The 23,588-nt window shown below is 68.7% G+C and carries 19 protein-coding genes; 11 read left to right on the top strand and 8 right to left on the bottom strand.

Features of this window, described 5'->3' with window-relative positions; genetic code table 11:
* Positions 1-24: 24 nt before the first annotated feature.
* The gene (locus tag ABAZ39_RS19645; protein ID WP_040134471.1) at positions 25-465 is read left to right on the top strand and encodes a hypothetical protein; all 441 of its coding nucleotides are present in this window, start codon (positions 25-27) and stop codon (positions 463-465) included.
* A 7-nt stretch (positions 466-472) separates the two neighbouring features.
* Here ABAZ39_RS19645 and ABAZ39_RS19640 read toward each other — a convergent pair whose 3' ends face one another.
* Positions 473-733, bottom strand: a complete 261-nt coding sequence (locus ABAZ39_RS19640) for a hypothetical protein (RefSeq protein WP_040134470.1) — start codon at positions 731-733, stop codon at positions 473-475.
* A gap of 220 nt (positions 734-953) precedes the next feature.
* Between ABAZ39_RS19640 and ABAZ39_RS19635 the strand changes: the two genes are divergently transcribed.
* A complete protein-coding gene (locus ABAZ39_RS19635) occupies positions 954-1,883 on the top strand; it encodes a peptidoglycan-binding domain-containing protein (RefSeq protein ID WP_443983711.1) in 930 nt (309 codons plus the stop codon).
* A 27-nt stretch (positions 1,884-1,910) separates the two neighbouring features.
* Here ABAZ39_RS19635 and ABAZ39_RS19630 read toward each other — a convergent pair whose 3' ends face one another.
* From ABAZ39_RS19630 to ABAZ39_RS19620, 3 genes are all read right to left on the bottom strand, one after another.
* A complete protein-coding gene (locus tag ABAZ39_RS19630; RefSeq protein WP_040134468.1) occupies positions 1,911-2,153 on the bottom strand; it encodes a DUF1178 family protein in 243 nt (80 codons plus the stop codon).
* A 107-nt stretch (positions 2,154-2,260) separates the two neighbouring features.
* The gene (locus ABAZ39_RS19625) at positions 2,261-2,953 is read right to left on the bottom strand and encodes an endonuclease III domain-containing protein (protein WP_040134467.1); all 693 of its coding nucleotides are present in this window, start codon (positions 2,951-2,953) and stop codon (positions 2,261-2,263) included.
* A gap of 207 nt (positions 2,954-3,160) precedes the next feature.
* The gene (locus tag ABAZ39_RS19620) at positions 3,161-4,567 is read right to left on the bottom strand and encodes a tetratricopeptide repeat protein (protein ID WP_040134466.1); all 1,407 of its coding nucleotides are present in this window, start codon (positions 4,565-4,567) and stop codon (positions 3,161-3,163) included.
* A 147-nt stretch (positions 4,568-4,714) separates the two neighbouring features.
* On the opposite strand from ABAZ39_RS19620, the gene ABAZ39_RS19615 reads away from it, so the two are divergent.
* Positions 4,715-5,956 (top strand): ABC transporter substrate-binding protein, encoded by a 1,242-nt coding sequence (locus ABAZ39_RS19615; protein ID WP_247881660.1) that lies wholly within the window; start codon positions 4,715-4,717, stop codon positions 5,954-5,956.
* Between the two features lie 67 nt (positions 5,957-6,023).
* Here ABAZ39_RS19615 and ABAZ39_RS19610 read toward each other — a convergent pair whose 3' ends face one another.
* Positions 6,024-7,829 (bottom strand): tetratricopeptide repeat protein, encoded by a 1,806-nt coding sequence (locus tag ABAZ39_RS19610; RefSeq protein ID WP_040134464.1) that lies wholly within the window; start codon positions 7,827-7,829, stop codon positions 6,024-6,026.
* A gap of 74 nt (positions 7,830-7,903) precedes the next feature.
* On the opposite strand from ABAZ39_RS19610, the gene ABAZ39_RS33195 reads away from it, so the two are divergent.
* The 8 genes from ABAZ39_RS33195 to ABAZ39_RS19570 all read left to right on the top strand — a co-directional run bounded on the left by ABAZ39_RS33195 (position 7,904) and on the right by ABAZ39_RS19570 (position 16,241).
* The gene (locus ABAZ39_RS33195) at positions 7,904-8,857 is read left to right on the top strand and encodes a L,D-transpeptidase (RefSeq protein ID WP_051658274.1); all 954 of its coding nucleotides are present in this window, start codon (positions 7,904-7,906) and stop codon (positions 8,855-8,857) included.
* Positions 8,858-8,955: 98 nt separating this feature from the next.
* Positions 8,956-9,825, top strand: a complete 870-nt coding sequence (locus ABAZ39_RS19600; protein WP_040134463.1) for a branched-chain amino acid ABC transporter permease — start codon at positions 8,956-8,958, stop codon at positions 9,823-9,825.
* Positions 9,822-10,811, top strand: coding sequence for a branched-chain amino acid ABC transporter permease (locus ABAZ39_RS19595; RefSeq protein WP_040134462.1), 990 nt, complete (start codon positions 9,822-9,824; stop codon positions 10,809-10,811). Before ABAZ39_RS19600 ends, ABAZ39_RS19595 begins: the two co-directional genes overlap by 4 nt.
* The gene (locus ABAZ39_RS19590; protein WP_040134461.1) at positions 10,811-11,536 is read left to right on the top strand and encodes an ABC transporter ATP-binding protein; all 726 of its coding nucleotides are present in this window, start codon (positions 10,811-10,813) and stop codon (positions 11,534-11,536) included. The genes ABAZ39_RS19595 and ABAZ39_RS19590 overlap by 1 nt, the downstream gene beginning before the upstream one ends.
* Positions 11,537-11,688: 152 nt before the next feature.
* Entirely contained in the window at positions 11,689-13,401 is a 1,713-nt protein-coding gene (locus ABAZ39_RS19585; RefSeq protein WP_051658273.1) for a methyl-accepting chemotaxis protein, read from the top strand.
* Between the two features lie 134 nt (positions 13,402-13,535).
* Positions 13,536-14,657, top strand: coding sequence for an LPS export ABC transporter permease LptF (gene lptF, locus ABAZ39_RS19580; RefSeq protein ID WP_040135625.1), 1,122 nt, complete (start codon positions 13,536-13,538; stop codon positions 14,655-14,657).
* 16 nt (positions 14,658-14,673) lie between these two features.
* The gene (locus ABAZ39_RS19575; protein WP_040135623.1) at positions 14,674-15,672 is read left to right on the top strand and encodes a glycosyltransferase family 9 protein; all 999 of its coding nucleotides are present in this window, start codon (positions 14,674-14,676) and stop codon (positions 15,670-15,672) included.
* A gap of 92 nt (positions 15,673-15,764) precedes the next feature.
* Complete coding sequence (locus tag ABAZ39_RS19570; RefSeq protein WP_040134460.1) at positions 15,765-16,241, top strand: flagellar biosynthesis regulator FlaF; 477 nt, start codon at positions 15,765-15,767, stop codon at positions 16,239-16,241.
* A gap of 103 nt (positions 16,242-16,344) precedes the next feature.
* On the opposite strand, the gene ABAZ39_RS19565 is transcribed toward ABAZ39_RS19570, so the two are convergent.
* The 3 genes from ABAZ39_RS19565 to ABAZ39_RS33190 form a co-directional block, all read right to left on the bottom strand.
* Positions 16,345-18,423, bottom strand: a complete 2,079-nt coding sequence (locus ABAZ39_RS19565; protein ID WP_040134459.1) for a flagellin N-terminal helical domain-containing protein — start codon at positions 18,421-18,423, stop codon at positions 16,345-16,347.
* Positions 18,420-19,826: a flagellar hook-associated protein FlgK gene (gene flgK, locus ABAZ39_RS19560; protein WP_040134458.1), complete on the bottom strand. Its 1,407-nt coding sequence runs from the start codon at positions 19,824-19,826 to the stop codon at positions 18,420-18,422. Before flgK ends, ABAZ39_RS19565 begins: the two co-directional genes overlap by 4 nt.
* Before the next feature lie 78 nt (positions 19,827-19,904).
* Positions 19,905-23,333 (bottom strand): flagellar hook-basal body complex protein, encoded by a 3,429-nt coding sequence (locus tag ABAZ39_RS33190; protein ID WP_051658272.1) that lies wholly within the window; start codon positions 23,331-23,333, stop codon positions 19,905-19,907.
* Positions 23,334-23,588 lie beyond the last annotated feature (255 nt).

The raw sequence follows: 23,588 nt of genomic DNA, 5'->3' as shown, positions 1-23,588 counted from the left end.
GCGTAAAGGGATGGGGTTGCGATCATGGCGCCTGTTGCCGCCGGCCAGCCGACGCGCTTCGCCATTCAGAAGGCGCGCGGCAAGGGCTGGAAGACGCTGGAGGTCGGGGAGGACCTCGACCACGCCCGCGCCCGCTTCAACCTGATGGTGCGGGTGAACCCGCGCGCCTATTTCCGCCTGATTCAACTCGACCACAACGCCGGGGCCGGCGGCGACGGCATCGAGTTCAACTGGAAGCTCATCGAGCTGCACGACCCGAACCAGGGAGGAACGGCCGGGGCGGGCCGGCAAGGCGTTCCGGCGAGGACGGCGCCCCGCTCCGCCGCCAGGGCCGGGATCGCGGCCAAGGGGCCGCAGCGGCGGGAGACGGTCCCGCTGCCCCTGAAATTCTACGCCGCGGTGGTGCTGGCCGGGCTGCTGATCGGCGGGGTGCTGTATCTGGGCTACGGCCTGCCGGGGCCATGACGGGCGCTCAATCCTCGGCGGTGTAGCCCTTGCGGCGCATGCACAGGGCGAAGATTTCCTTGCGGTAGCGGAACTGCGGCGTCTCAGGCAACGGGCGGTAGGGATAGCCGCGCAGGCGCATGGTGTTGTCCACCTGCTCGGTGCACTCGTCGTAGGCGGCGGTCGCCGTGGTCTCTGTGGCGGTCCACTCCCGGTAGGCCGGGGTGCTGCCGCAGGCCGCCAGCATCAGGATGCCGCCGGCCAGGATCGCGTGTCTCAGAGTCGCCATGCCATGGCCTCCCGCAAAGCGCCCCAGAAGGCACCGTGTGTGGATCTATACCACGTTTTTGCGCGCGCATCGGTTAACGGATGGGGAATCCGCCGCTCCTTCCGGGGGCACCAAGGGGAGGGGGACCTGATGCGGCCGCAACGCAGGCGCACAAAAATCGCGCCCGGAAATCCGCCGCAATCTGGTAACACGGTCGGGCATCCGCGATATTGGGCAAGTGATGTTCGGTTGGCGTCTCGGACGGAGGATGGTCATGACGGGTGGTTCGCACCGCGCGCGCCGCGCGGTCGCGTTGGCTGTGGTAATGCCGGTTCTGGCGACGGGTCTGCTGGCGGGCGCTCCGGTTCGGGCGCAATCGACCGCGGACATCCAATGGGCCCAGACCATCCTGAAGGACAAGGGCTACAACATCGGCGGGCGGGCCAACGGCCAGATGCACGCCGAGACGAAGGCCGCGCTCGGCAAGTATCAGGCCGCCCACGGACTGCCGGTGACCAACCAGCTCGACAAGGCGACCATTGCCAAGATGATGGGCGAGCGGGAGGGCAAGGCCCCCGCGACGGTCGGGAACCTCGCCCAGCAGAAGGTCGGCGGCGGCGGTCCCGGACAGGCGCCGCGCGAGCCGCAGCGCGAGGTGGTGCCCCGCGCCGCGCCCACCCAGCGGATCGACGGCGGGACGGGCAGCGTCGGCGGCGGCGCGCAGTTCAGCGCCGGCCCGCCCGTGACCAGCAGCAGTTCTTCGTCGGGCGGGGCCGGGGCTCCCGCTTCGTCGGCCCCCGCCACCTCCGCCACGGCGTCGTCACAGGGGCCGGTGCCGCAAGCCGCGCCGCGGGCCAGCGTCACCGCGACCACGCCGTCCGGTCAGCCGGTGCCGGTGGTCGAGGCGGCGGCGGACANCGGATCGATGCTGCCGGGCTGGGCCGCCAACGGCGCCCGCTACGGCGTGATGGGGGTGATCGGGGCGACGGTGCTCGGCATCGGCTTCGCGTGGTGGCGCAGNGGGCGGGCCAACGCTNCGCGGCCGGCGCCGCGCAACGACGGCCCCCGCGANCAGCGCCGCGAACCGAGCTTCGGCAGCGNNCGCCGCCGTGAGGAGCTGACCACCGGCGCCCTGCCGCCGCTCAGCAGCGGTGGGCGCGGCCGGCGGTAGGACTCCGTCTTCTCAGGCCATCTCGCTTCAGGCCATCTGCGACATCGGGCACATGGCGTTGCCGCAGCCGGACGGGTTGCAGGCGGGCATCGGCGCGGGCGACGGCTTGGACGCGCCGACGCGCGGCGCCATGATCGCCTTCGACACCTCGGTCCCGCCGCAGGACGGGCAGGGCAGGCCGTCGGCCTTGCGGGTGTCGTAATCGGCCATGTTCTTGAACCACTGCTCGAATTCGTGGCCGCAGGCGCAGCGCAGGGCGTACAGGATCATCGGCGGTCTTCCTTGGGTCGTCCTCGGGCGGGCCCGTTGCTGGACAGAAGGACGGAATCCCGCAAAGCGGCGCGATGATCTGCATCAAAGCCGCGGCCAACGGCCCCTCAGCGGTGGGTCGTCACCCCCACCTGCCGGCACATGGACAGCATGGCGCAGGTCGAGCAGCGCGGGCGGTCACCGGTGCAGATCCATTTGCCGAAGGGCACCAGCCGCTCGTTGATCTCCACCCAGTAATGGCGGGGCAGCAACTCCATCAGCGCGACCATGGTGCGCTCTGGCGTCGGGGCGGCGACGAAGCCCCAGCGGTTGACGATCCGGTGCACATGCACGTCCACCGCCACCGCCGGAATGCCGAAACCGATCGCCAGGGTCAGCGCCGCGATCTTCGGGCCGACTCCGTGGAAGGCCATCAGGGCGTCCGGCGTGTCGGGAACCTCGCCGGCGTGCTCCGTGAGGATGCGGCGGGACAGCGCCCGGATGTCGCGGGCCTTCGGCTCAGGAAAGGTCGCGCCGTCGAGCAGACGGGTCAGCTCCTCCGGCGTCAGGGCGACCATCTGTTGCGGCGTGCGCGCCACCGCGAACAGCCGTTCGCACACCACGATGGTCGTCTCGTCGCGCGTCCGCGCGGAGATCAGGCTGCCGACCAGCTGCTCGAAGGGGCTGCCGTAGCCGCGGTCGCGCAGCGCGAACATGGCGGCCTTCGGGCGTCCGGCCACGGCTTGGCGCAGGCGCCGGAACGCCTCGTCGATGTCGAAGGGGTCCTTGTCGGCGAGAGGTGGCGCGGAGCGCAGAGGCATGATCGGTCGCTGGCATGGTGAAGGGAGCCACACCGAAACAGCGGGCAGGGCAGGGTTGCTCCCCTTTTCCCTTTGCGAGGCCGTACAATTTCAATGAATTAGAAAGTCTTAAATTAGAGGAAGTCGTGGGCATGGCGATGGAGGCGTTCGCCCAGTTTGCAGCGGACCAGTTCGCCTTGGACAAGGCCGGCTGACCGGCCCCCCTTCCTACCCCGCGCTGGAGAGCAGCGGGCGGCGCAGGCGCCCGGCTGCGATCTCGGCGCGCAGCGCGTCGGCGTCCATGGCCTGGATGCGCTCCAGCTCCGCCTTGTTGGCGTCGATGAAGGGGTTCCGGTCGGTGGAGTTCTCCGGCCGTGCGTGCTCCAGATGGTAGAGCGGCCCGGGCACCCGCTCGACCCGCAGGCCCAGACGGCGCAGCCGCTCGACGATCTCGTCGTCCTCATAGCCCCAGGAGACGAAGCGCTCGTTGTAGCCGCCCGCCGCCAGCAGCGCCGCCCGGTCGAAGAAGGCGCCGCCGCCCGGAGAATCGCGGTGCATCAGCGGGAAGCGCGGGCAGACCGCGTTCAGCGGCGCCGCCGACAGGGTGTGGCCGAAGCGGTGGACTTCCCGCCCCAGAATCCAGAAGAACAGCCCGTTGTAGGGAAAGGCCATGGCCGCCCCGCGGCGCACCGCGTCGCGGGCCAGCGCGTATTGCACGGGGTCGACCACGACGTCGGTGTCGTGCAGGGCGACGATGGGGGTCTCCGCCGCCTCGACCATGCGGTTGAGCAGGTGGGCCTTGTGCGTGAAGGGCGTGTCGTTGCCGGTCAGATGCAGGTGCCGGCAGCGGGCGGCCAACTCCGGCCCCAGCGCGTCGGCGACGTCGCTCGGCCCCGCCTTGTCCTCGCCGATCAGGACGGCGGTGTCGGCGTGCTTGAGGAGGAAGGAGACGATCCAGCGCAGGTTGCGCTTGCGGTCCTCGCTGTCGGCGCGGAAGGGGACCAGGATGGTGACGTCGCGCAGGTCCAGCCGCCCGTCCGGCCCGGCCCCGTCGAGGATCGCCCGGCGGGCGCGGTAGGCCGTGGCCTGCGCCGCCAGCCGGTCGCGCGACCCCTCGTCCCGCGGGTCGATGGCGAGGGCCATCTCGTAGAAGGACACGGCGGCGCCGGGGCGGCCGAGGTCGGCCTCGATGTCGCCCTTCTGCCGCCAGCCGGGCACGAAGTGCGGGTGGCGGGCCAGCAGCGCGTCCAGCACCTCCAGCGCCTCCCCGATGCGGCCGATGGCCTGCAGGGCCTCGCTCAGGTGATATTCGGCATCGGGAAAGTCGGGGCGCAGCGCCAGCGCACGGCGGTAGGCGGCGATCGCCTCCTCCGTCCGCCAAGCGACGTGGAGCAGGGCGCCGAGGTTGAAGTGCGCGTCGGCGTCCCCGCCGTCCCGCTCCACCGAACGCGCGATCATCGCCATGCCGCGCTCCCGGTCGCCGTCCAGCGCGGCGAGCAGGCCCAGCCGGTGCAGCGCGTTCGGGTTGTCGGGATCGGCGTCCAGGATTCGCCCGTACAGGTCCATCGCTTCGGCCTGCCGCCCGGCCTTCAGATGGTCGAGCGCGATGCCGAGCGCCTCCTCGATGGTCGCCATTCGGTGGGGTCCGTTTCGTCCGTGTGTCGCCTTCCGGTGGATTCCACTTTGACACAAAGGCAATTGCGGGGAAATCATCCGCTCCGGGACCACGCCTCAGGGAAACACCCGATAATGAACGATCATCGCATCAGCAAGAATGGGTCCATGGGAGGACTCACCCGCCGTCAGTTCGGCACCGCCGCGGCCTCGGTCGCCCTCTCGGCCGGCGCGCTCGCCGCCTTCGGCCGGGCGCCGGCCTTTGCGCAGGGCACCGCGCTGAAGGTGGGCGTGCTGCTGCCCCGCTCCGGCCTGCTCGCCCAGGCGGGCCAAGCCTGCCAGCGCGGCGCCGAGATCGCACCGGCCATCCTCGGCGAACTCGGCTACAAGGTCGAGATCCTGTCCGCCGACACCGAATCGAACGTGGACGTCGCCCGCTCGCGCGCCGAGAAGCTGATCAACGACGGCGCCAACGTCATCGTCGGCGCCTTCGACAGCGGCCAGACCGCCGCCGCCGCCCAGGTCTGCGAACAGCGCGGCGTGCCCCTGGTGATGAACATCGCCGCCGCCGACCGCCTGACCGAGCAGGGCTACAAGACCGTCTTCCGCAACTTCCCGACCTCCACCATGCTCGTCACCAACGGGCTGGCGCTGATGAAGGACCTGTTCGCGGTCAGCGGCGTCACCCCGAAGACGGCGGTGTTCCTGCACGCCAACGACACCTTCGGCATGGCGAACAAGCAGGCGATGGACGCCCTGTTCCCGAAGCTGGACATGCCCTTCGGCATCGTCGACAGCATCTCCTACGACCCCAAGGCCCAGGACCTCGCGGTCGAGGTGGCCAAGGCCAAGGCGACCGGCGCCGAACTCGCCATCGTCACCACCCGCGCCAACGACGCCATCATGCTGGTGCGCGAGATGGTCAAGCAGCGCTGGGAGCCCAAGGGCATCGTCTCCCCCGGCTCGCCCGGCCTGTATGACGAGCAGTTCTACAAGGTGCTGGGCAAGTACGCCGACTACGCCATCACCAACCTGCCCTGGTACGACCCCAAGGCGGAGCTGACCAAGCGCGTCGAGGCGGCCTTCAAGAAGCAGTATCCGAACGACCGCTTCGAGGGCTACGCCTTCAACGTCGCCTTCACGCTGGAGGCGATCCTGGTCGCCGCCGACGCCTTCAAGCGCGCCGGGACCGCGGAACCGGCCACCCTGCTGGAGGCGCTGCGCCAGACCAACCTGAAGGACAAGATGATGGTCGGCCCGGCCATCACCTTCGACGAGAAGGGGCAGAACACCCAACTCGTCTCCGCCTGCCTGCAGAACCGCAACCTGCGCCCGACCGTGGTCCTGCCCAAGGACTCGGCGGAGATGGACCCGGTGTTCCCGATGCCGGGCTGGGGCAAGCGCGCCTGATCGACGGGGAGTGAAAGGGGGGACGCGGTCGGAGCGGCCGCGTCCCCTTCGTTTTCATGCCGTTCCCTTACGCCGTCTGGGCTTCCAGCGCGTAGGCGAGCAGGCGCTCCACCGACGTGCGGCGGTCGCCGGCCTCGGCGAAGCGGGCGCGGGCCTCGGCCGACTGCCGGTCGCGGAAGGCCGGATCGCTCGCCAGGGCGGCGGCGCGCTCCAGATAGGCGTCGTCGTCGGACACCGTGAAGGCCGGACCGGCCACGGCCGCCACGTCGCCCGCCGCGACGGTCACCACCGGTACCCCGTCGGCCAGCGCGAAGGCCGCGCTGCCGCCGCCGCCCTGCCGGCGCGGGTTCAGATAGGCGGTGGCGAGGCGGTGCAGCGCCCGCACGTCATCCACGTCACCCAGCGTGTGGACACGGTCGGCGTTGCGCAGGGCGGCGATCCGCTGCGGCAGCGATTCCACGCCGCCGGCGACGGCGATGCGGGCCTCCGGCAGGCGGTCGAGCAGCGAATCGGCCAGCGCCAGGAACTCCGGCCCGGCCTCCTGGTCCAGGCGGTTGCCGACCACGAGGAACAGCGGCCCGCCATCCGGACCGGCGTCGGGAAGGCCGAAATCGGCGCGGCTGCGCTCCGGTCCGGCGGGCGGCAGGGTCCAACCGAAGGAGAAGGGGCGGAAACGTTCCGCCATGTCCGCCGGCCAGCCCTGGGTGGTGTCGGCCTCGCCATAGCCCAGCACGAGCCGGGCCATCGACAGCGGCAAGCCGGAGGAGGTCGGCAGGCAGATCACCGGGCGCGCGCCGGAGAACAGGTCGGCCACCACGTTGGACCCGCCGAAGGCGACGATGACGTCGGGGTCGAAGCCGTCCACGTAATCGACGATGGCGTTCACCTTCTCCTCGTCGAAGCGCTTCTGCGGGAAGGACATCATGCGGACCCGCGCGCCGAAGGCGGCGATGACCTGCTCCCCCTCGTATTCCTCGGTGATGTTGTAGGTGTATTCGGGGACGAAGCCGTTTTCGCCGGTGATCGCCATGGCGTTGGGGTTGATGATGACCACCTCGCGCCCGAACTCGTCCTGCAGGCGGCGGGCGAAGTCGAAGGCGTCCGCGGTGGGCTGGTGCCCGGCGCCGAGCATCTGGTTGGTGATCAGGGCGATCCGCTTGACCTCTCCGCGCGGCGTGGCGCGCTTCATGCGGCGGCGCAGGTGGAAACGCAGCGCCGTCTCGTCCACCATCAGGCGGTAGTAATCGGTGAAATTCCCGGATTGGAACGCGCCGCTGTCGCCGCGCCGCGCCGCGCCCTGGAACAGCTGCATCGCCATGCCCCAGAACGCGTAGTGGATCGACGGCACGGTGAAGCGCATCGGGTCTTCCAGGACGGCATCCGTCAGCGCCGCGTAGTGGGCGATGTCACCGTCGAGCAGGAACAGCAGCGAATGGCGGCGCATCACGTCGCCCATGGCGTACGCCGCGTCGACCTCGGCGGCCGCGGCGCGGCGGGTCTCGTCGTCGTAGCGGCGGATCAGCCCGGTCAGCGCGCTGACGTTGCCCCAGCCTTCGCCCTCGTTGGTCAGCAGGGTCAGGGCGCGGGCGAAGCACAACGCCGCGTCGCGGGCCTGGCCGGTGGCGTGCAGGGCGTGGCCGAGATTGGCCTGCAGCAGGGGCGAGGTCGGGTCGCCGGCCACCGCCTGTCCGATCAGGTCCACCGCCTCCGCCGGACGACCGCCTTGCAGAGCGACAACGCCGAGCAGGTGCAGCGCGTCCGGATGGCCGGGCGACGCCGCCAGCACCTCCCGGTACAGGCGTTCCGCCTCCGTGGTGCGGCCGGCGCGGTGGTGTTCGGTCGCAACGGCCAGCGTCTGTTCGATGGTGTCCATGGTCGGCGTTCCTGCTGCTTGGTCCCTGACGGCATGTTTACGCGCTTTTAGGGCGGATGCGCTGAACTTTTCCCATGCAGCGCACCGCGACATTCTTGTGGCATCTTGTCCCGACGGCAACCCTGGCGATTGCCCTCGCGCTCGTTTCGCCTGGCGTCCTGCGCGCGCAGGATGCCGGCACCACCTCCGAAACCACCGCCGGGGTGACTCCGCCGCGGCGAATCGTCATCAGCCTGACAAAGCGCCGGCTTCATCTGCTGGAGGAGGGGCGCCCGCCGCGCTCCTTCCCGGTCGCCATCGGACGGCCCGGCGTGGCGATTCCGCTGGGCGACAGCCGGGTTCTGCGCAAGCGGCGCAACCCGATTTGGCACCCCACCGCCAACCAGCGCCGGGAGAATCCGGCGTTGCCGGTGGCGGTGCCGCCGGGGCCATCCAACCCGCTGGGCAAGTTCGCGCTCGACCTCGGCTGGACGGCCATCGCCATCCACGGCACCAACGAGCCGGATTCGGTGGGCCGCCGGGCCAGCGGCGGCTGCTTCCGCATGCTGCCCGCCGACATCGCCGTCCTGTTCGAGATGGTGCCGGTCGGAACCCCTGTCCGAGTCGTCTCCGGGTCGGCCGTCCTCCCGTCGCCACAACCCGCCGTCGCGGTCGCCGCGGCGACTTCCTCGCCACCGATTCCGGCACCGCCGCCAAAGGTTGCGCCGCCGCTTCCCATCCTGCCCGATCCGCGCTGCGCCACGGCCGGCGCGCCGCTGCGCCGGATGATCTGCACGGTGCCGGACCTTGCCGCGCTGGACGGGCGGGCGCGCGGACTGCACCAGCGCCACCTCGCCGCCCTGCCGGCGGAGCGCCGCGACGCCGCGGCCTACGCGCTGCTCCAGGAGGAGCGCCGCTTCGACGACCGCATCACCGCCCGTTGCTGGGTCCGCCGCGGCATGGAGGAGGACCCGGCGGTCGCCGCCGCCGCGGAGGCGTGCCTGCGCGACGCCCTGAGCGTGCGACTGGAGGAGGCAAAGCGCCGCTGAGCGCCGCCCGATCCGCACAGGAAACTTGTCACGACTACGAAGGACTGCTACGCCGCTCAGGCTTGGCCATCCGGGGCTCTCCCAAGGGCGAATGATGCATGCCGTTTGACTATTACCTGAACATCGCCGCGTCGGGCCTGCTGACCGGACTGGTCTATGGGCTGGCGGCGCTCGGCCTGTCGGTCATCTTCGGCGTGGTGCGCGTGGTCAATTTCGCGCATGGCGAGATGATGGTCGCCGGCATGTACGGCGCCGTGCTGCTGGCCAGCCTGCTCGGGCTCGACCCGATCCTGGCGGCGCCCATCGTGGCGGCGGTGCTGTTCGCCTTCGGCTGGCTGCTCCAGCGCGGGCTGGTCAACCGCTTCGTGGAGCGGCCCGAGCACATGCAGTTCATCCTGCTGCTGGGCATCGCGACGATCATCCTGAACGCCATGCTGATGCTGTTCGGGCCGGATTCGCGCAACGTCATGGTGCCCTACAGCTTCGACACGGTGGAGATCGGGCCGCTGCTGCTCGACGCGGTGCGGCTGCGCGCCGGGGCCGGGGCGATCGTGGTGACGGTGGCGCTGTTCGCCTTCTTCCGCTTCAGCCGCACCGGCAAGGCCATTCGCGCCTGCGCCGACAACCCGCTGGGCGCCCGCGTCGTCGGGCTGAACATCGACGGGCTTTACGCGCTGACCTTCGGCATCGGCGCCGCGGTGGTGGGGATCGCCGGGGCGCTGATGACGCTGCTGGTCGACTCCCGGCCGCAGTTGGCGCCGGAGTACACGCTGCTGAGCTTCATCATCGTCATCGTCGGCGGGTTGGGCAGCCTGCCGGGCGCTTTGCTCGGCGGCATGCTGATCGGCTTTTCGGAGGCGATGGCCGGTTTCCTGCTGGACCCCTCGCTCAAATCCCTCTTCAGCTATGGTGTGCTGATCGTGGTGTTGCTGCTGCGCCCGCAGGGCCTGCTGGGGAAACGGTCGTGACGGGGCGCGGGATCGTCCTTCTGGCGCTGTGCGGCGCGCTGCTGCTGGCCGCGCCGATGATCGCCGACCGCTACGTCCTGTCGGTGCTGACCACGGTGCTGTGGTTCGCCTATGTCGGGCAGGCGTGGAACGTGATGATGGGCTTCTCCGGCCTGCTGTCGCTGGGCCACGCGCTCTATGTCGGGCTGGGGGCCTACGTCAGCGCGGCGCTGTTCGTGCATTTCGGGATCGGTCCCTGGGCAGGCATGTGGGTGGCCATGCTGGCGGCGACCGCTGCCGGTTGCTTCATCGGTTTCCTGGGCTTCCGCTTCGGCGTGCGCGGCGTGCATTTCGCGCTGCTGACCATCGCCTTCGCCGAGGTCGCGCGCATCGGCTTCGACCATCTGCAATGGTTCGGCGGTTCGGGCGGCTTCTTCATCCCGGTGGCAGGCGACGTCGGCAACGACGTGCTGAACCTGCGCGGCTCGCCGGAGCTGTTCTACTACGTGATCCTGGCGCTGGTGCTGGCCGCGCTGGCCCTGTCGCGGGTCCTGCTGCACAGCCGCCTCGGCTACCAGTGGCTGGCCGTGCGCGAGGAGCCGGAGGCGGCGGAGGCGGTCGGCGTCGACCTGTTCCGCGCCCGCATCGCGGCGGTGGCCGTGTCCTCCGCCCTGACGGCGCTGGGCGGGGTGTTCCAGGCCTTCTACTTCAACAACCTGTTCCCCGAGCAGGTCTTCTCCATGGGCCGCTCCATCGAGATCATCCTGCCGGCCATCGTCGGCGGCATCGGCACGCTGATCGGACCGATCCTCGGGGCCTTCATCCTGACCCCGCTGGGCGAGCTGCTGACCTTCCTGATCGAGGCGACCGGCTTCGACCTGCCGGGCCTGAAGCAGCTGTTCTACGGGGTGGCGCTGGTGGTGATCGTCGTCTACCGCCCGGACGGGGTGTGGCCATGGCTGGCCGACCGGCTTGGCCTCGTCCGCCGCCCCGGGGAGGATGCGTGATGGCCGGGCTTCTGGAGGTCGAGGGCCTGTCCAAGCGGTTCCGCGGGCTGAAGGCCGTCTCCAACGTCAGCTTTTCCGTGCCGGAGGGCCGGATCGTCGCGCTGATCGGCCCGAACGGCGCCGGCAAGACGACCACCTTCAACCTGATCGCCGGGGTCTTTCCGCCCGACGAGGGGCGGGTGCATCTGAAGGGCGCGCCGATCACCGGGCTGAAGCCCAACCGCATCTGCACGGCGGGCATCGGCCGGACCTTCCAGATCGTCAAGCCCTTCGGGCAGCTGTCGGTCGAGGAGAACGTGATCGTCGGCGCGCTGGCCCGCGAACGGTCCGTGACGGCGGCGCGCGACCACGCCCGGCGGGTGCTGGACCGGCTGGGGCTGGCCGATCAGGCCAACCGCCCGGCGCGCAGCCTGACCCTGCCGGACCGCAAGCGGCTGGAGGTCGCCCGCGCGCTCGCCACCCGCCCGATCCTGCTGCTGCTGGACGAGGTGCTGGCCGGCCTGCGCCCGACCGAGGTCGACCGCATGGTCGAGGTGCTGCGCGACCTGAACCGGCGCGAGGGCATGACGATCCTGATGATCGAGCATGTGATGCGCGCCGTGATGGCCCTGTCCGACCAGGTGGTCGTGCTGGACCACGGGGAGAAGATCGCCGACGGACTGCCCGTTGAAGTTGTAGAGAACCCCAAGGTGATCGAATCCTACCTGGGCGCCGAGGATATCTGAGCGGGCGTTCGCAACAGGCGGCCTCCACGCTGGAAACACTCCTTTAATGTTTGTTGGCCCATCATTCGTTCCCAGATAAGGGCAGCGACCGACACGACAACGTCCGGTCGAGAAAACCAGCGTCCGACAAGGGTGCTGCACGGGAGGAACGAATGAAGGCACTCGGCAATCTGCGGATTGGCCAGCGGCTGTCCATCGGCTTCGCGGCGGTGATCGCGGTGCTGGTGGTGACGGTCGGCACCGGCCTGCTGCTGACTGACAACGGGAAGACGCTCAGCCGTCTGGTGGCCGATGTCCGCATGCCGACGGCGCTGGCCGGGCAGGGCATCGTCGCGTCCGTCACCGCCACCAACGCGGCCATGCAGGGCTATCTGCTGACCAACCGCGAGGACCTGAAGCAGGAACGCAACGTCGCCTGGGACCGCATCGACGCCCTGCGCCAGGAGATGGACGGCCTGTCGCCGCGCTGGACCGATCCGCAGGTGCGGGCCACCTGGGATGCGGTGAAGCCGCTGCTCGACCATCTGCGCCGCGATCAGGACATGGCGGAATCGCTGGGCACCATCGGCGACCAGATGGGGGCGCTGAACTCGCTGAACGACGACGCGATCCCGCGCGCCAACCAGGTGATGAGCCTGCTGGTCGGCGACGCCCGCTCCAACGACGCCAGCGGCCTGATCCCGCGCCAGCGCGCCCTGCTGCAGGCCGACACGGAGGGGATGATCCAGGGCGCCGACCGTCTGGTGATGATCCAGGCGATTCTGCTGACCCTGGGGCTGCTGATCGCGGCGGCGGCGATCCTGCTGACCTCGCGCTCCATCGTGCGGCCGCTGGGCGCCATGACCGAGGCGATGCGGCGGCTGGCCGACGGCGACTCCGCGACTCCCGTGCCGGCCACCGGGCGGGGCGACGAGATCGGGCAGATGGCCAAGGCCGTGCTGGTCTTCAAGGACAACATGATCGCCGCGCGGCAGGCCGCGGAGCGCGAGCACGCGGAGCAGGACGTGCGCGCCCGCCGCGCCCGCGCCATCGAGGAGCTGACCGGCCGCTTCGACCGCGAGGCGGCGGCCGTGCTCGGCTCGGTCTCCGCCGCCGCGGTGCAGATGAAGGCGACGGCGAGCCAGCTCGCCGCCACGGCGGAGCAGACCACCCGCCAGTCGGTGACCGTGGCCGGCGCGTCGGAGCAGGCCAGCGCCAACGTCCAGACCGTCGCCACCGCGACGGAGGAGCTGGCCGCCTCGGTGCAGGAGATCGGGCGGCAGGTCGCCAGCAGCACGGCCATCGCCGACGAGGCGGTGCACAAGGCCGAGCGCGCCGATCAGGCGATGCGCAGCCTCGCCACCGCCTCGGCGGAGATCGTCGCGGTGATCGACCTGATCACCCAGGTGGCCTCGCAGACCCGGCTGCTGGCGCTGAACGCCACCATCGAGGCGGCCCGGGCCGGCGAGATGGGCAAGGGCTTTGCCGTCGTGGCCGCGGAGGTGAAGGCGCTGGCCGACCAGACCACCCGCGCCACCGATGAGATCGCCGCGAAGATCGTTTCCGTCCGCAGCGAGACCGAGGGGGCGGTGGCCTCCATCGGCGACGTGATGGGCACCATCGGGCGAATCAGCGAGGTCGCCTCGACCATCGCCGCGGCGGTGGAGCAGCAGCAGGCGGCGACGCGGGAGATCGCCCGCAACATCCAGCAGGCCGCGGCCGGCACGCAGGACGTGACCTCCAACATCGCCGACGTGAACCGGGCGGCCAGCGAGACCGGCAGCGCCGCCCGCAACGTGCTGGAGGCCGCGGGATCGCTGTCCGACCAAGCGGATGGGCTGCGCAGCAAGGTGGAGGTGTTCCTGTCGGCGGTGCGCACCGCCTGACGCGGGGGCCTGACGCGGGAGAAGGTGTGCCCGGGCGCAAAAGTTCGGTGCGCCGGGTCGGTTTCCAGATCAGGGCTTGACCCGGACGCCCGAGCCCGTCAGCTTCTCGCCGGGCTCCCCCGTGACGCATGCACATGAACCGACTGCAACGCTATCTCTTCCGCAATCTCCTGATCGCCCTTCTCTATTCCACGGCCGGCCTGACCCTGACGATCTGGCTGAGCCAGTCCTTGCGGCTGATCGAGATGGTGGTGGAAGCCGGGGCGCCGATGCGGGTGTTCCTGTGGCTGCTCGTCCTGACGGTGCCGACCTTCCTCGGCATCGTGCTGCCGCTGGCGCTGGTCGGGGCGGTGCTGTTCACCTACAACCGGCTGGCGACCGACAGCGAACTGGTGGTGATGCGCGCCGCCGGCGTCGGCCCCTTCGCCCTGGCGGCGCCGGCGATGGTGCTGGCCTTCGGCGTGACGGTGGTCGTCTATGTGCTGAACCTGTGGCTGACGCCCGCCGCCCACCAGGAGCTGGTGCGCATGGAATACGCCGTGCGCAGCGACTATTCTCAGCTGTTCCTGCGCGAGGGCGTGTTCAACGAGGTGGGCGACCGCTTCAGCGTCTTCGTGCGCGAGCGCGACAGCGAGGCCAACCTGCACAACGTGATCATCCATGACGGGCGCGTTCCGGAGAAGCCGGTGACGATCATGGGTGAGCGGGCGGTGATGCTGACCGGGTCGGAGGGCGCGCGCTTCGTGGTCTACAACGGCAACCGGCAGGAGCTGGACCGCAAGACCAACCGGCTGTCCCAGCTCTTCTTCGAACGCTACGCAGTGGACCTGAAGGTGCTGAGCAGCGCCAGCGCCGAGCGTTATCCCGATGCCCGCGAACGCTCCACCGACGAGCTGCTGCACCCGTCGCCCCAGATGGCGGAGGACCCGAAGATGATGCGGGACCTGCTGGCGGAGCTGCACCACCGGCTGTCCTCGCCCCTGTTGGCGCTGGCCTACACCATGGTGGCGCTGGCCTGCCTGCTGTCGGGCGAATTCAACCGGCGCGGCCAGTCGGTGCGCGTGACCACCGCGGTGCTGGTGGTGATGGCCATCCAGTCGGCCGTCCTCGGCCTGTCCAGCCTTGCCGCCAAGGTGACCGTGCTGGTGCCGCTGATGTATGTTCTGCCGGTGGCGGCCCTGGCCCCGGCGGCCTGGATCCTGTCGCGCAACCTGCGGCGGCGCGTGCCGCCCGGTGGCGAAGCGGCGGCAGGCTGAGGGGGCGGGCCGGGTCTTGCGCATCCTGTTCATCACCTCCAACCGGCTGGGCGACGCGGTCCTCTCCACCGGCCTGCTGGCCCATCTGAGCGAACGGCATCCGGACGCCGCGCTGACCATCGCCTGCGGTCCCCTGCCGGCGCCGCTGTTCCGTTCCGTTCCGGGGCTGGAGCGGCTGATCCCCATGCCGAAGCGGGCCTGGGCGCGGCATTGGGTCGACCTGTGGCGGGCCTGCGTCGGCACGCGCTGGGATCTGGTGGTGGACCTGCGCAACTCCGCGGTCGGCCGGCTCGTCCTGGCGAAGCGCCGCTTCTTCCACGCCCGCGCCCCGCATCTCCACAAGGTGGAGGAGATCGGGCGGGTGCTCGGCCTGTCCCCGCCGCCGTCGCCCCGCCTGTGGATCGACGCGGCGGCCGAGGCCGAGGCCGACCGGCTGCTGCCCGGCGGCGCGGAGCCGTTCCTGGCGATCGGCCCAACCGCCAACTGGACCGGCAAGGAATGGCCGGCGGACCGCTTCGCCGACCTTGCAACGCGGCTGACCGGTCCCGGCGGCCGGCTGTCGGGCCGGCGTGTCGCCGTCCTGGCCGCCGGTCCGGAGCGCGAGCGCGCCCGGCCGGTCCTGGAGGCGCTGGGCGAGCGGGCCATCGACCTGACCGGGCGCACCGATCCGATGGCCGCGGCGGCCTCCGTGCGCCGGGCGGCGCTCTACATCGGCAACGATTCCGGGCTGATGCACATCGCCGCCGCCGCCGGCACGCCGACCGTCGGGCTGTTCGGGCCGGGCTTCCCGGAAACCTACGGCCCGTGGGGCGTGGCGGCGCGCACCGTGATCAGCCGGGTTCCGCGGTCCGAGCTTCTGGCCCGCCAGAAGGCCGATCCGCAGGCCACCGGCCTGATGGACGGAATTTCCGTGGACGCGGTCGAACAAGCGGCCGGTGAACTGCTTGGGCCGGCAGCGCCGGAACGGTGCGAAGTCGTGACAAATCCTTGCAAATCACCGGAGACAGGTCCCTAAAGTTGACAAGGATTGAAGGATCGCTGACAATCCTTTTGGTCCGGACCTGATTCAGCATTGCTCTGTCCGGCGGCCTGTCCCGAGGGTTTGGAATGAAGCCGACACCGACATACGCGAACAAGCCGACCTCCGACAATCCCCGCGATGTCGAGGCCTGGGCTTTGGCGGAGGCGTCGCGACGCCTGATCGATGCCGGGCGCAGCCCCGTGAACGAAGAGACGCTCCGCGGTGCCCTGCAATTGAACCAGCGCCTTTGGACGATCTTCCAGGCCGCGATGACCGAGGACGATTGCGGCCACCCGCCGGAGGTGCGGACCAACATCGCCGCGCTGTCGCTGCTGGTTGACCGCGAGACGATGGCCCGCCTGGTCGATCTCGACGTGTCGAAGCTGGACACCCTCATCAGCATCAACCGGTCGGTGGCCAGCGGCCTGACCGCCCGTCCCGACGCGCCAGCGCAGGGTCAGGCTGCGCCGGCTCCGCAGATGGCGGCGCGCGCGCCGATGGCTCCGCCGGTTTCCGCCCCGGACGGCCAGCCGCCGCGCCAGTCGCTGCGGATCTCGATCTGAGAGCCACGCGCTTCAAAAGAAAAACCGGCGCCCTTCGGGGCGCCGGTTTTTTGTTTGGCGGCCGTTCCCTCCCCTCGTCGAAGGGGAGGGAGCCATCGCCGCTTCAGGCGATGTAATTCAGCAGCGACAGCTTTTGGCGCTGGCCGGCGACCGTGTAGGCGGCCTCCAGGGCGTTCATGGAGGTGCGCAGGCGGGCCGCCACCTCGGTCTCGTCGATGCCTTCGATGCCGGCGATGCGCTCGACCACCGTGGCCGAGGCCGTGGTGTGGGCCGTCTTCTTCTCCTCCAGCGTCGCGAGGTCGGACGCCACCTTGGAGTGGACCGAGCGCACCTCGTCCTTGGCCTGGGCCATCAGCTCCCGCGACTTGGTGATGTACTCCTCGTACTTGCCGGGGTTGGACGCGGCGACGTGGGCCATGCGGAAGGCGGCGACCAGCTTCTGGAAGGCGCGGTCGTCGCTGGTGACGCCGTAGGTCAGCGTCTGGCCGTCGTCGATGGTGACCGCGGCCTTGTCCCACGCCTTGCTGTTCTTCCGGTTCGACATGTATTCCGAATCGTAGAAGGGCAGGTCCGGCGGGTCCACATAGGGCAGGTCGGTCAGCGCGTCGGCCTGCGACGGCAAGGTCGCGACCGAGATGGTGTTGTCGATCTGGCCGTTGACCGCCCGCACCGAGGTGGTGAACTGCTGCACGCGCGACGGATGGTTCGGGTCCATCGTGCTGTTGCCGGTCAACGTGATGGTCGGCCCTTTGCCGAGGTCGCCGAGGACCGCGCTCATGTCCAGCGGCGGCACGGGGCTGGTCTTCGTGAGTTCGGTGCGCAGCATGTCGGCCACCTTCGACACGTCGGTGACGCCGTTGTTGTAGTCCTTCTCCGTGACCGTGTAGCGGACCGTGTATTGCTGGTAGGGCGGCAGATCCTCCGGCTCATCCGGATGTTCCGAATAGTATTTCCGGTTGAAGGGGTCGTCCGGGTCGCCGACGGTGACGTTGATCTCGTAGGTGTCGCCGATGTCCACGCCGTCGCCGGTCAGCGCGAAGCTGTCGATCTGCTTCAGCCCGGTGCCGGCGGGCGCCGGCAGGGTGGCCGCCTGGGTGGTGGTCGGCGCCGTCATCGAATTGTCGATGCTCATCGAGTTCTGGACGCGCGCCTGCACGTCGAACTTCTGGCTCGGGTCCTCGCTGATCAACGAGATGACCCCGTTGGCGGCGGATGCGATGATCGGCAGCTTCGGATTGGCCGACTGGATCAGGCTGTTCAGCGTGCTGGCGACGAAGGTGACGGTCTTCGGATCGCCTGGCTGGACCTGATAGCCGAAGGGCTTGCCGTCGATCGACACCTCGAAGTAGTCGTCGGTGTTGACCATTGACCCGTTCAGCGTGACACGGGTGGATTGCGGCTGGGCCAGCAGGTCGCCGACCGGCTCGGTGCCGTAGCGCGATCCGGCGAACAGGTAGCGGTCGCCGAACTGCTCGTTCAGAAGCTGCTGGATGTCGCGCAGCGCGCCCTCGACCCGGTCGCGCATGTCGTTGGCCTGGGGCCAGCTCACGTTGAAGGTGCTGCTCGACGCCGCGGTGAGCTGGTCGAAGCTGAGGTTCAGCACCGCGCCCCCGCCGGGCCCGCCGTCGATCTTGAAGTTGTAGCCGCCGCCGTCGCTGGGGGGCACGGTTTTCAGATTGATGGTGCGGGTGGTCTTGCCGCCCAGCCCGTCGGTCACCGTCACGTCGAACGATCCGTTGACCCCGTCCTTCGAGGGGGTGGAGGTCACGGTGTAGCGGGCGTTCTGGGTGAAGGTGGATTTGTCGCCGTTGACCGTCAGCTTCAGCGCGTCGGGGTTGCTGTTGAAGGGTGAGGTGACGGTGGCCGGCCCCGGCTGGAACGGCATCAGGTTGCTGCTCTGCCAGTCCGTGGCGATCTTCTCCAGGCTGTTCAGCACCGTGTCGGCCGCCTTCACGCGCGGCGACGCGGTGTTGATGTTCTGGACGTAGGACTCGCGCTGGGTCAGCTCGGCGCGCAGGGCGAGCAGCTTCTGCGTCTCGGCCCCGTAGGCGTTCAGGTCGGTGGACTTCTTGCCGGTGGTCAACTGCTCCGAGAGCGTGTCCACCTTGTTCTGGCCGTTGGTCAGGTTGCGAACCAGGCCAAGATACTTGGCGTAGCTGCTGACTTGAGTGACGGAGCTCATCGGACGATCGCCTCCAGCGCGTCAAACATCGTATTGGCCACTTGCATGACCCGTGCCGACGCGGCGTAGGAGGTCTGGAGCTGCTGCAGATTCGCGATTTCCTCGTCGATGTTGACGCCGGTCGTCGCGTGGTAGCGCTCCTCCAGGATCTGGCGGGAGTCCTTGTCCAGCGAGGACTTGTCCATCGCCGTCTTGGCCGCGGACATCCAGCCGCCGGTGATGTTGCTGGTGATGGAGCTGAAGGACGCGCCCTCCAGCTTCAGCCCGTCGGACTGGAAGCTGCGGCCCGTCGCGCTGAGCGCCGTGACCACGTCCTTGACGGCCGCGCTTTTCAGTTTCTTCGTGTTGTTCAGCAGGTTCTCGTTCACGTGGATGGTGAAGCGGTCGTTGCCCATGAAGAACTGCGTGCCTTCCTCGCCCGGCACCGTCTTCGCCTGGTCGTAGGCGTCGCGGAAGCTGGTGGGCTCGCCCGGCTTGGTCGAACCGGTGAACATCTGCGCGTAGGCGTCGAGCTGCGAGCGCAGCTTGCGGATCACCTCGGTGGTCGGGTCGGCGCTGGCCGCCTGCGGCGGGTTGGCGGTGGAGCCGTCGGCGCGCAGGTTCATCAGCGCGGCGACCTTTCCCTCCTTCAGGTGCTGGTTGACGTTGGTGACTTGATTGCCCACCGTCAGGTTGATATTGCCGCCCTCGTAGGAAAGATTTGCCGCCTGGCTGTCGACCAGCGCCAGCCCCGTGGGGGTGAAGACGGCGATGCGGCCGTCCGGGCGAGCCATCGTGCGCACGCCGACATAGGTGCTCAGCTCGCGGATCAGCCCGTCGCGCTTGTCGGCCACCTCGTTGCCGGCGGAGCCGTAGCCCTGCAGCGACACGATGTTGTTGTTGATGCTCTCGATTTCCTTCAGCAGCCGGTTCACCTCGCCGACCGACTGGCTGAGGTCCCCCTGGATCTCCCGGTCCATGTCCTCGACGCCCTGGGACACGCGATTGATCTCGCGGGCGAAGGTGTCGGCGGCCTGGATCAGCTGGTACTGCGCAACCTCGCTTTCCGGAGAGGTCTCCACCGCCTTCCAGGCGGTCTGGAAGGCCTCGGCGTACTGGTTCAGCTGCGGCTTGCCGCTGGTCGTGCGCAGCAGGTCGCCCAGCTGCTGCATGTAGGAGGATTTGGTGGCCGAGGAGCCCTCGCGCGCGGTCAGGTCCTGCACCTGGCTGAGCAGGGCGGAATCGACCTCGCGACGGTATTGGGAGGTGAGGACGAACCCGTTGGAATCCAGCACGTTCGACACGGTGTGCCGGGTGCGGGTGGGATCGTCGGCGCGGGCGACGTTGTCCGAGACCAGCTTCACCTGGGCCTGGACCGCACGGAGGCTGGCCGTCGCGCTGCCGAGGGCGCCGAAGAGGGACATGGTCGTTGGACCTTTCGTCTGCGGGATAGGCCGGGCTGGGCGCGGATCAGGCGCCCGCCCGCGTGGTCAGGACCGCGCTTAGCGCTTCAGGCCGAGGACTTCCTGGAGCATCTCGTCGGAGGTCGTGACGATCTTGGTGTTGGCGGAGTAGGTGCGCTGGGTGACGATCAGCTTGGTGAACTCGTCCGCGATGTCCACGTTGGAGGACTCCACGCTGTTCGCGACCACCGCGCCGGCCCCGTTGGTGTCGGGATCGTTGAAGTTCGGCCGGCCGCCGTCGTCGGTCTCGATGTAGACGCCGCCCGCCTCGCGCTGCAGGGCGTTGGGGTTGTTGAAGGTGACCACCGGGATGCGCCCGATGACGCGGCTGCGGCCGTTGTCGTAGTTCACGATCACGTCGCCGTTGTCGCCGTAGACCACCTCCTTGTACTGGCCGCGCGAGGCGCCATCCTGCACCAGCTCGCGCACGTTGATCTCGTTGCCGGCGAACTGGGTGACGCCGCCCGACTTGCCGATCTGGCCGAGGTTCAGGGTGATCTGCTGCGGGCCGAAGCCGTAGTCCACCGTGAAGGTCACGTTGGCGTCCGCCCCAACCCCCTGGTTGGCGGAGGTCACCGCCGTGCCGGTGCCGACCTTCGCCGTGCTGACGCTGGTGATGGTGCCGACGTTGCCGGGATCGGTGCCGAAGTTCAGCAAGACGTGCGCGGGGGTGGTGCCGGCCTGGGCGGCGGTTTCCAGCGTGAACTGGTCGGCCACCGTGCCGCTCGCCGACTTGGCGACCAGCTTCAGCACGCTGCCCTCCGCACTGGCGGTCACCGGCAGCGAGGTGTTCTTGTTCACCAGATTGGCGAGGCTGGCCGCGATGGTTTCCATCGAGGTTTCCTCGCCCGTCGTCTTGTAGGTGATGGGCGAGCCGTTGACGATGACCGTGTATTCGGCGTCCTTGTCGCCCGGCGTGCCGGTCAGCGTCACCGTTTCCGACTGCCGAACGCCCGCCACGTTGGAGGTGGTGGTCGACGCGGTCAGCGTGCCGGAGCTGCCGGAGGCGTTCTGGATGCTGGCCTTCGCCTCGAACTTGCCGGTGGTCGAGGTGTTGTGGGTCAGGGTCAGCCGGCCGCCGCTCGCCGTGGCGACGACGTTTAGGTTAACCGCATTGACGCGGTTGGCCAGTTCTTGCAGGACGCCGTTGATGTCCTGGAAGTTTCCGTAGTTGGACTTGTCCACCGTCACCGAGATCGGCGTACCGTCGATCGACACCGAATAGACGTCGCCGATGTCGATCTGCGTCTGCGGGTAGGAGAATTCCTGGCGCTGGCCACGGGAGTCCGTCGGCGCGCTGGTCGTTGGGCCGTTCACTTGGTTGTTGGTGGCCGTACCGGAGGTGTATTCCTGATCGATCTTAAACGCTGTTCCAGGGTTGCGGGCTGTAACCTGGAGTTGCGAATTTACGACCGATGCGATGACCGGCGCCTGTGGCCGGGCTGAGTTGATCTGTGCTGCCAGCGCGTTGGCGATGCCGCCATAGGTTCCCATAGTCAGGATGTTGTCGGCGGTCACCGAGACCGCGTAAGGAACGCCATCCACCCGTACGGTGTAGCTGTCGCCAACCCGCACGTTGTCCGTGCCGGTGATGTCCAGTTTGTTGGCGCTGACGTTCAAGGCCGCGTTGGGCATCGTACCCGTCAGGACCATGGCGCCCGAAGCTGGGTTGACTGAGGCGCTGACGGCCAAATTGGCCTCGTTGATCTTACTCATCAGATCATTCATGACGCCTTCCATATCCTTAAGCGCGTTGATGTTCGCGTAGGAGATGGTGGTCTTGAATTCTTGCCCCGCCACGTTGACGACATACTGGTCTGGAACTTTCAGGGCCGTCGTCATTGGGAAGGCGACCTGGCTGATCTCGGCCAGGGCAGGGGTGGCTGCCTGGGTAATGGTTGCCGTCATCACCGAGTAGTCCACCGGGGTGGAAGCGGTAATGGTGTTCTTGCGGCTGTCGGCGTTGGTCACGCCGTAAGTGGCGGCAAAGGTTTCTGTCACTGCCGTCCCGTCCAGCACGAGCTGGTTGGCGGTTCCCGCCGGCACCGTGGCTGTGCCGATCAGGGCGTTGATGCCCAGGGGCGGTACGGCGCCGTTGATCTGGGTCGCCAGATCGGCGACCACGCCGTTGATGTTGCCCAACGTGCCGATGTTGGCCGAGGTGACGCGCGTCTTGAACTCCTTGCCCGCCACGGTGATGCGGAACTCGTCGCCCACATCGATGGCCGCGGTGGAGAAGGTGAAGGTGCTGCGCTGGTCGCCGCTGACCGAGCCGGTCAGGTTGGTCGAGGGGCCGCTGATCGTGCTGGTTTGTGGCGAGGCGTTGGCGAAAGTCCCAGAGATCTCGACCGGCGCAGGTGGGTTTCCCGACGTTGTAACGATGATCCTGCGTTTGTCTTTGTCGTCCAACGTTGCTTGATAGGGGGTAGGAGACATCGAATTGATCTGGCTCATCAGGGCGGCCGCGACATCGTCGTAAGTTGAAAGAGTTCCGATGTTCGCTGCGGTTACCGTGACCGTAATGGGGGCGCTGCCGTTGATGTTCAGAGTATAAGTGTCGCCAATCCGGATGTTGTCCTGAGACGTACCGTCCGGATAATAATTGGTACGGCCACCGATGGTGACCGACGAAGCCGGAACGGAAGTTGTTCCGTCGACCCGCACCTGACTGACCTGAGCCACCGGAGTCACGCCTGCCACTTTGCCGCCTGTGGCCGTAGAGGCGGCGCCGCCGGCAAAGGAACCGGCGACCGGTTGGGTCGAGCTTCCCGGTGCCACGATGCCCAGGCGCCACGCGTTGGAGGCGTCCTGGCGCCAGTCGAACTGGATGGTCCGGGCGTTGCCCTGGGTGTCATAGACCTGGATGCTGGAGGACGGGATCGGCACGCCCGGCGTCGGGGTGGCCGGCAGGTTGGCGCCCAGCGTGATGCTGTTGGTCGACTGCGGCTTGTCGGTCAGGGTGTTGACCTGGAGCGGCTGCACCACGTCCTTCTTCAACTGGCCGGTCACGTCGTCGACGATCCAGCCGTTCAGCGCGAAGCCGGCGCTGTTCACCAGATAGCGGTTCTTGTCCAGCTCGAAGTCGCCGACCCGGGTGTAGTAGACGTTGTCGGCGTTCAGCGTGCCGGTCTGGGTCTGCACCGTCTCGCCCTGCTGGCCGGGGCCGGTCAGGCCGCGGCTGAGCTTGGACACGCTGAAGAAGCCCTGGCCCTGGATGGCGGCGTTGGTCGGGCTCTGTACCTGGGTCAGGTTGCCTTGGATGTTGTTCATGAAGATCGGCGCCGCCGTCACGCCGCCCGGCGCGTGCAACCGCTCGTTGGACTGGAGCACCAGCGTCTCGAAGGCCGTGTTGACCCGCTTGTAGCCGACCGTCGAGGCGTTGGCGATGTTGTCAGAGATGTGACCGAGGGCCTTCGACTGCGCGCTCAGGCCGAGGACGGCGGTGGTCATCGAACCGAAGATGCTCATGGCCAGGGATCTCCAAACGGAAAGGGCAGAATTCGTTGCCATTCGGGTAAGCAAGGACGATGCCAACCGCGCGGCCCTGTTTAACGTGTTGTTTCGTATGGAGAAGGCCGACGAGAGAACGCGCGGGACCCCTTTTTGCCGCGCGCTGGGAAAAATTGGCCTAGCGTCCCGGACGGGAAGAGGGAAGAAAGCTCCCGTCCAATCCGTCCAGCCAATCCATATGACCAAAAGATGGGGCGTGGCCGGTCGGGGGCT

The sequence above is a fragment of the Azospirillum argentinense genome (assembly GCF_000632475.1).
GTDB lineage: Bacteria > Pseudomonadota > Alphaproteobacteria > Azospirillales > Azospirillaceae > Azospirillum > Azospirillum baldaniorum.
This window is presented reverse-complemented; position numbering and strand designations above follow the sequence as displayed.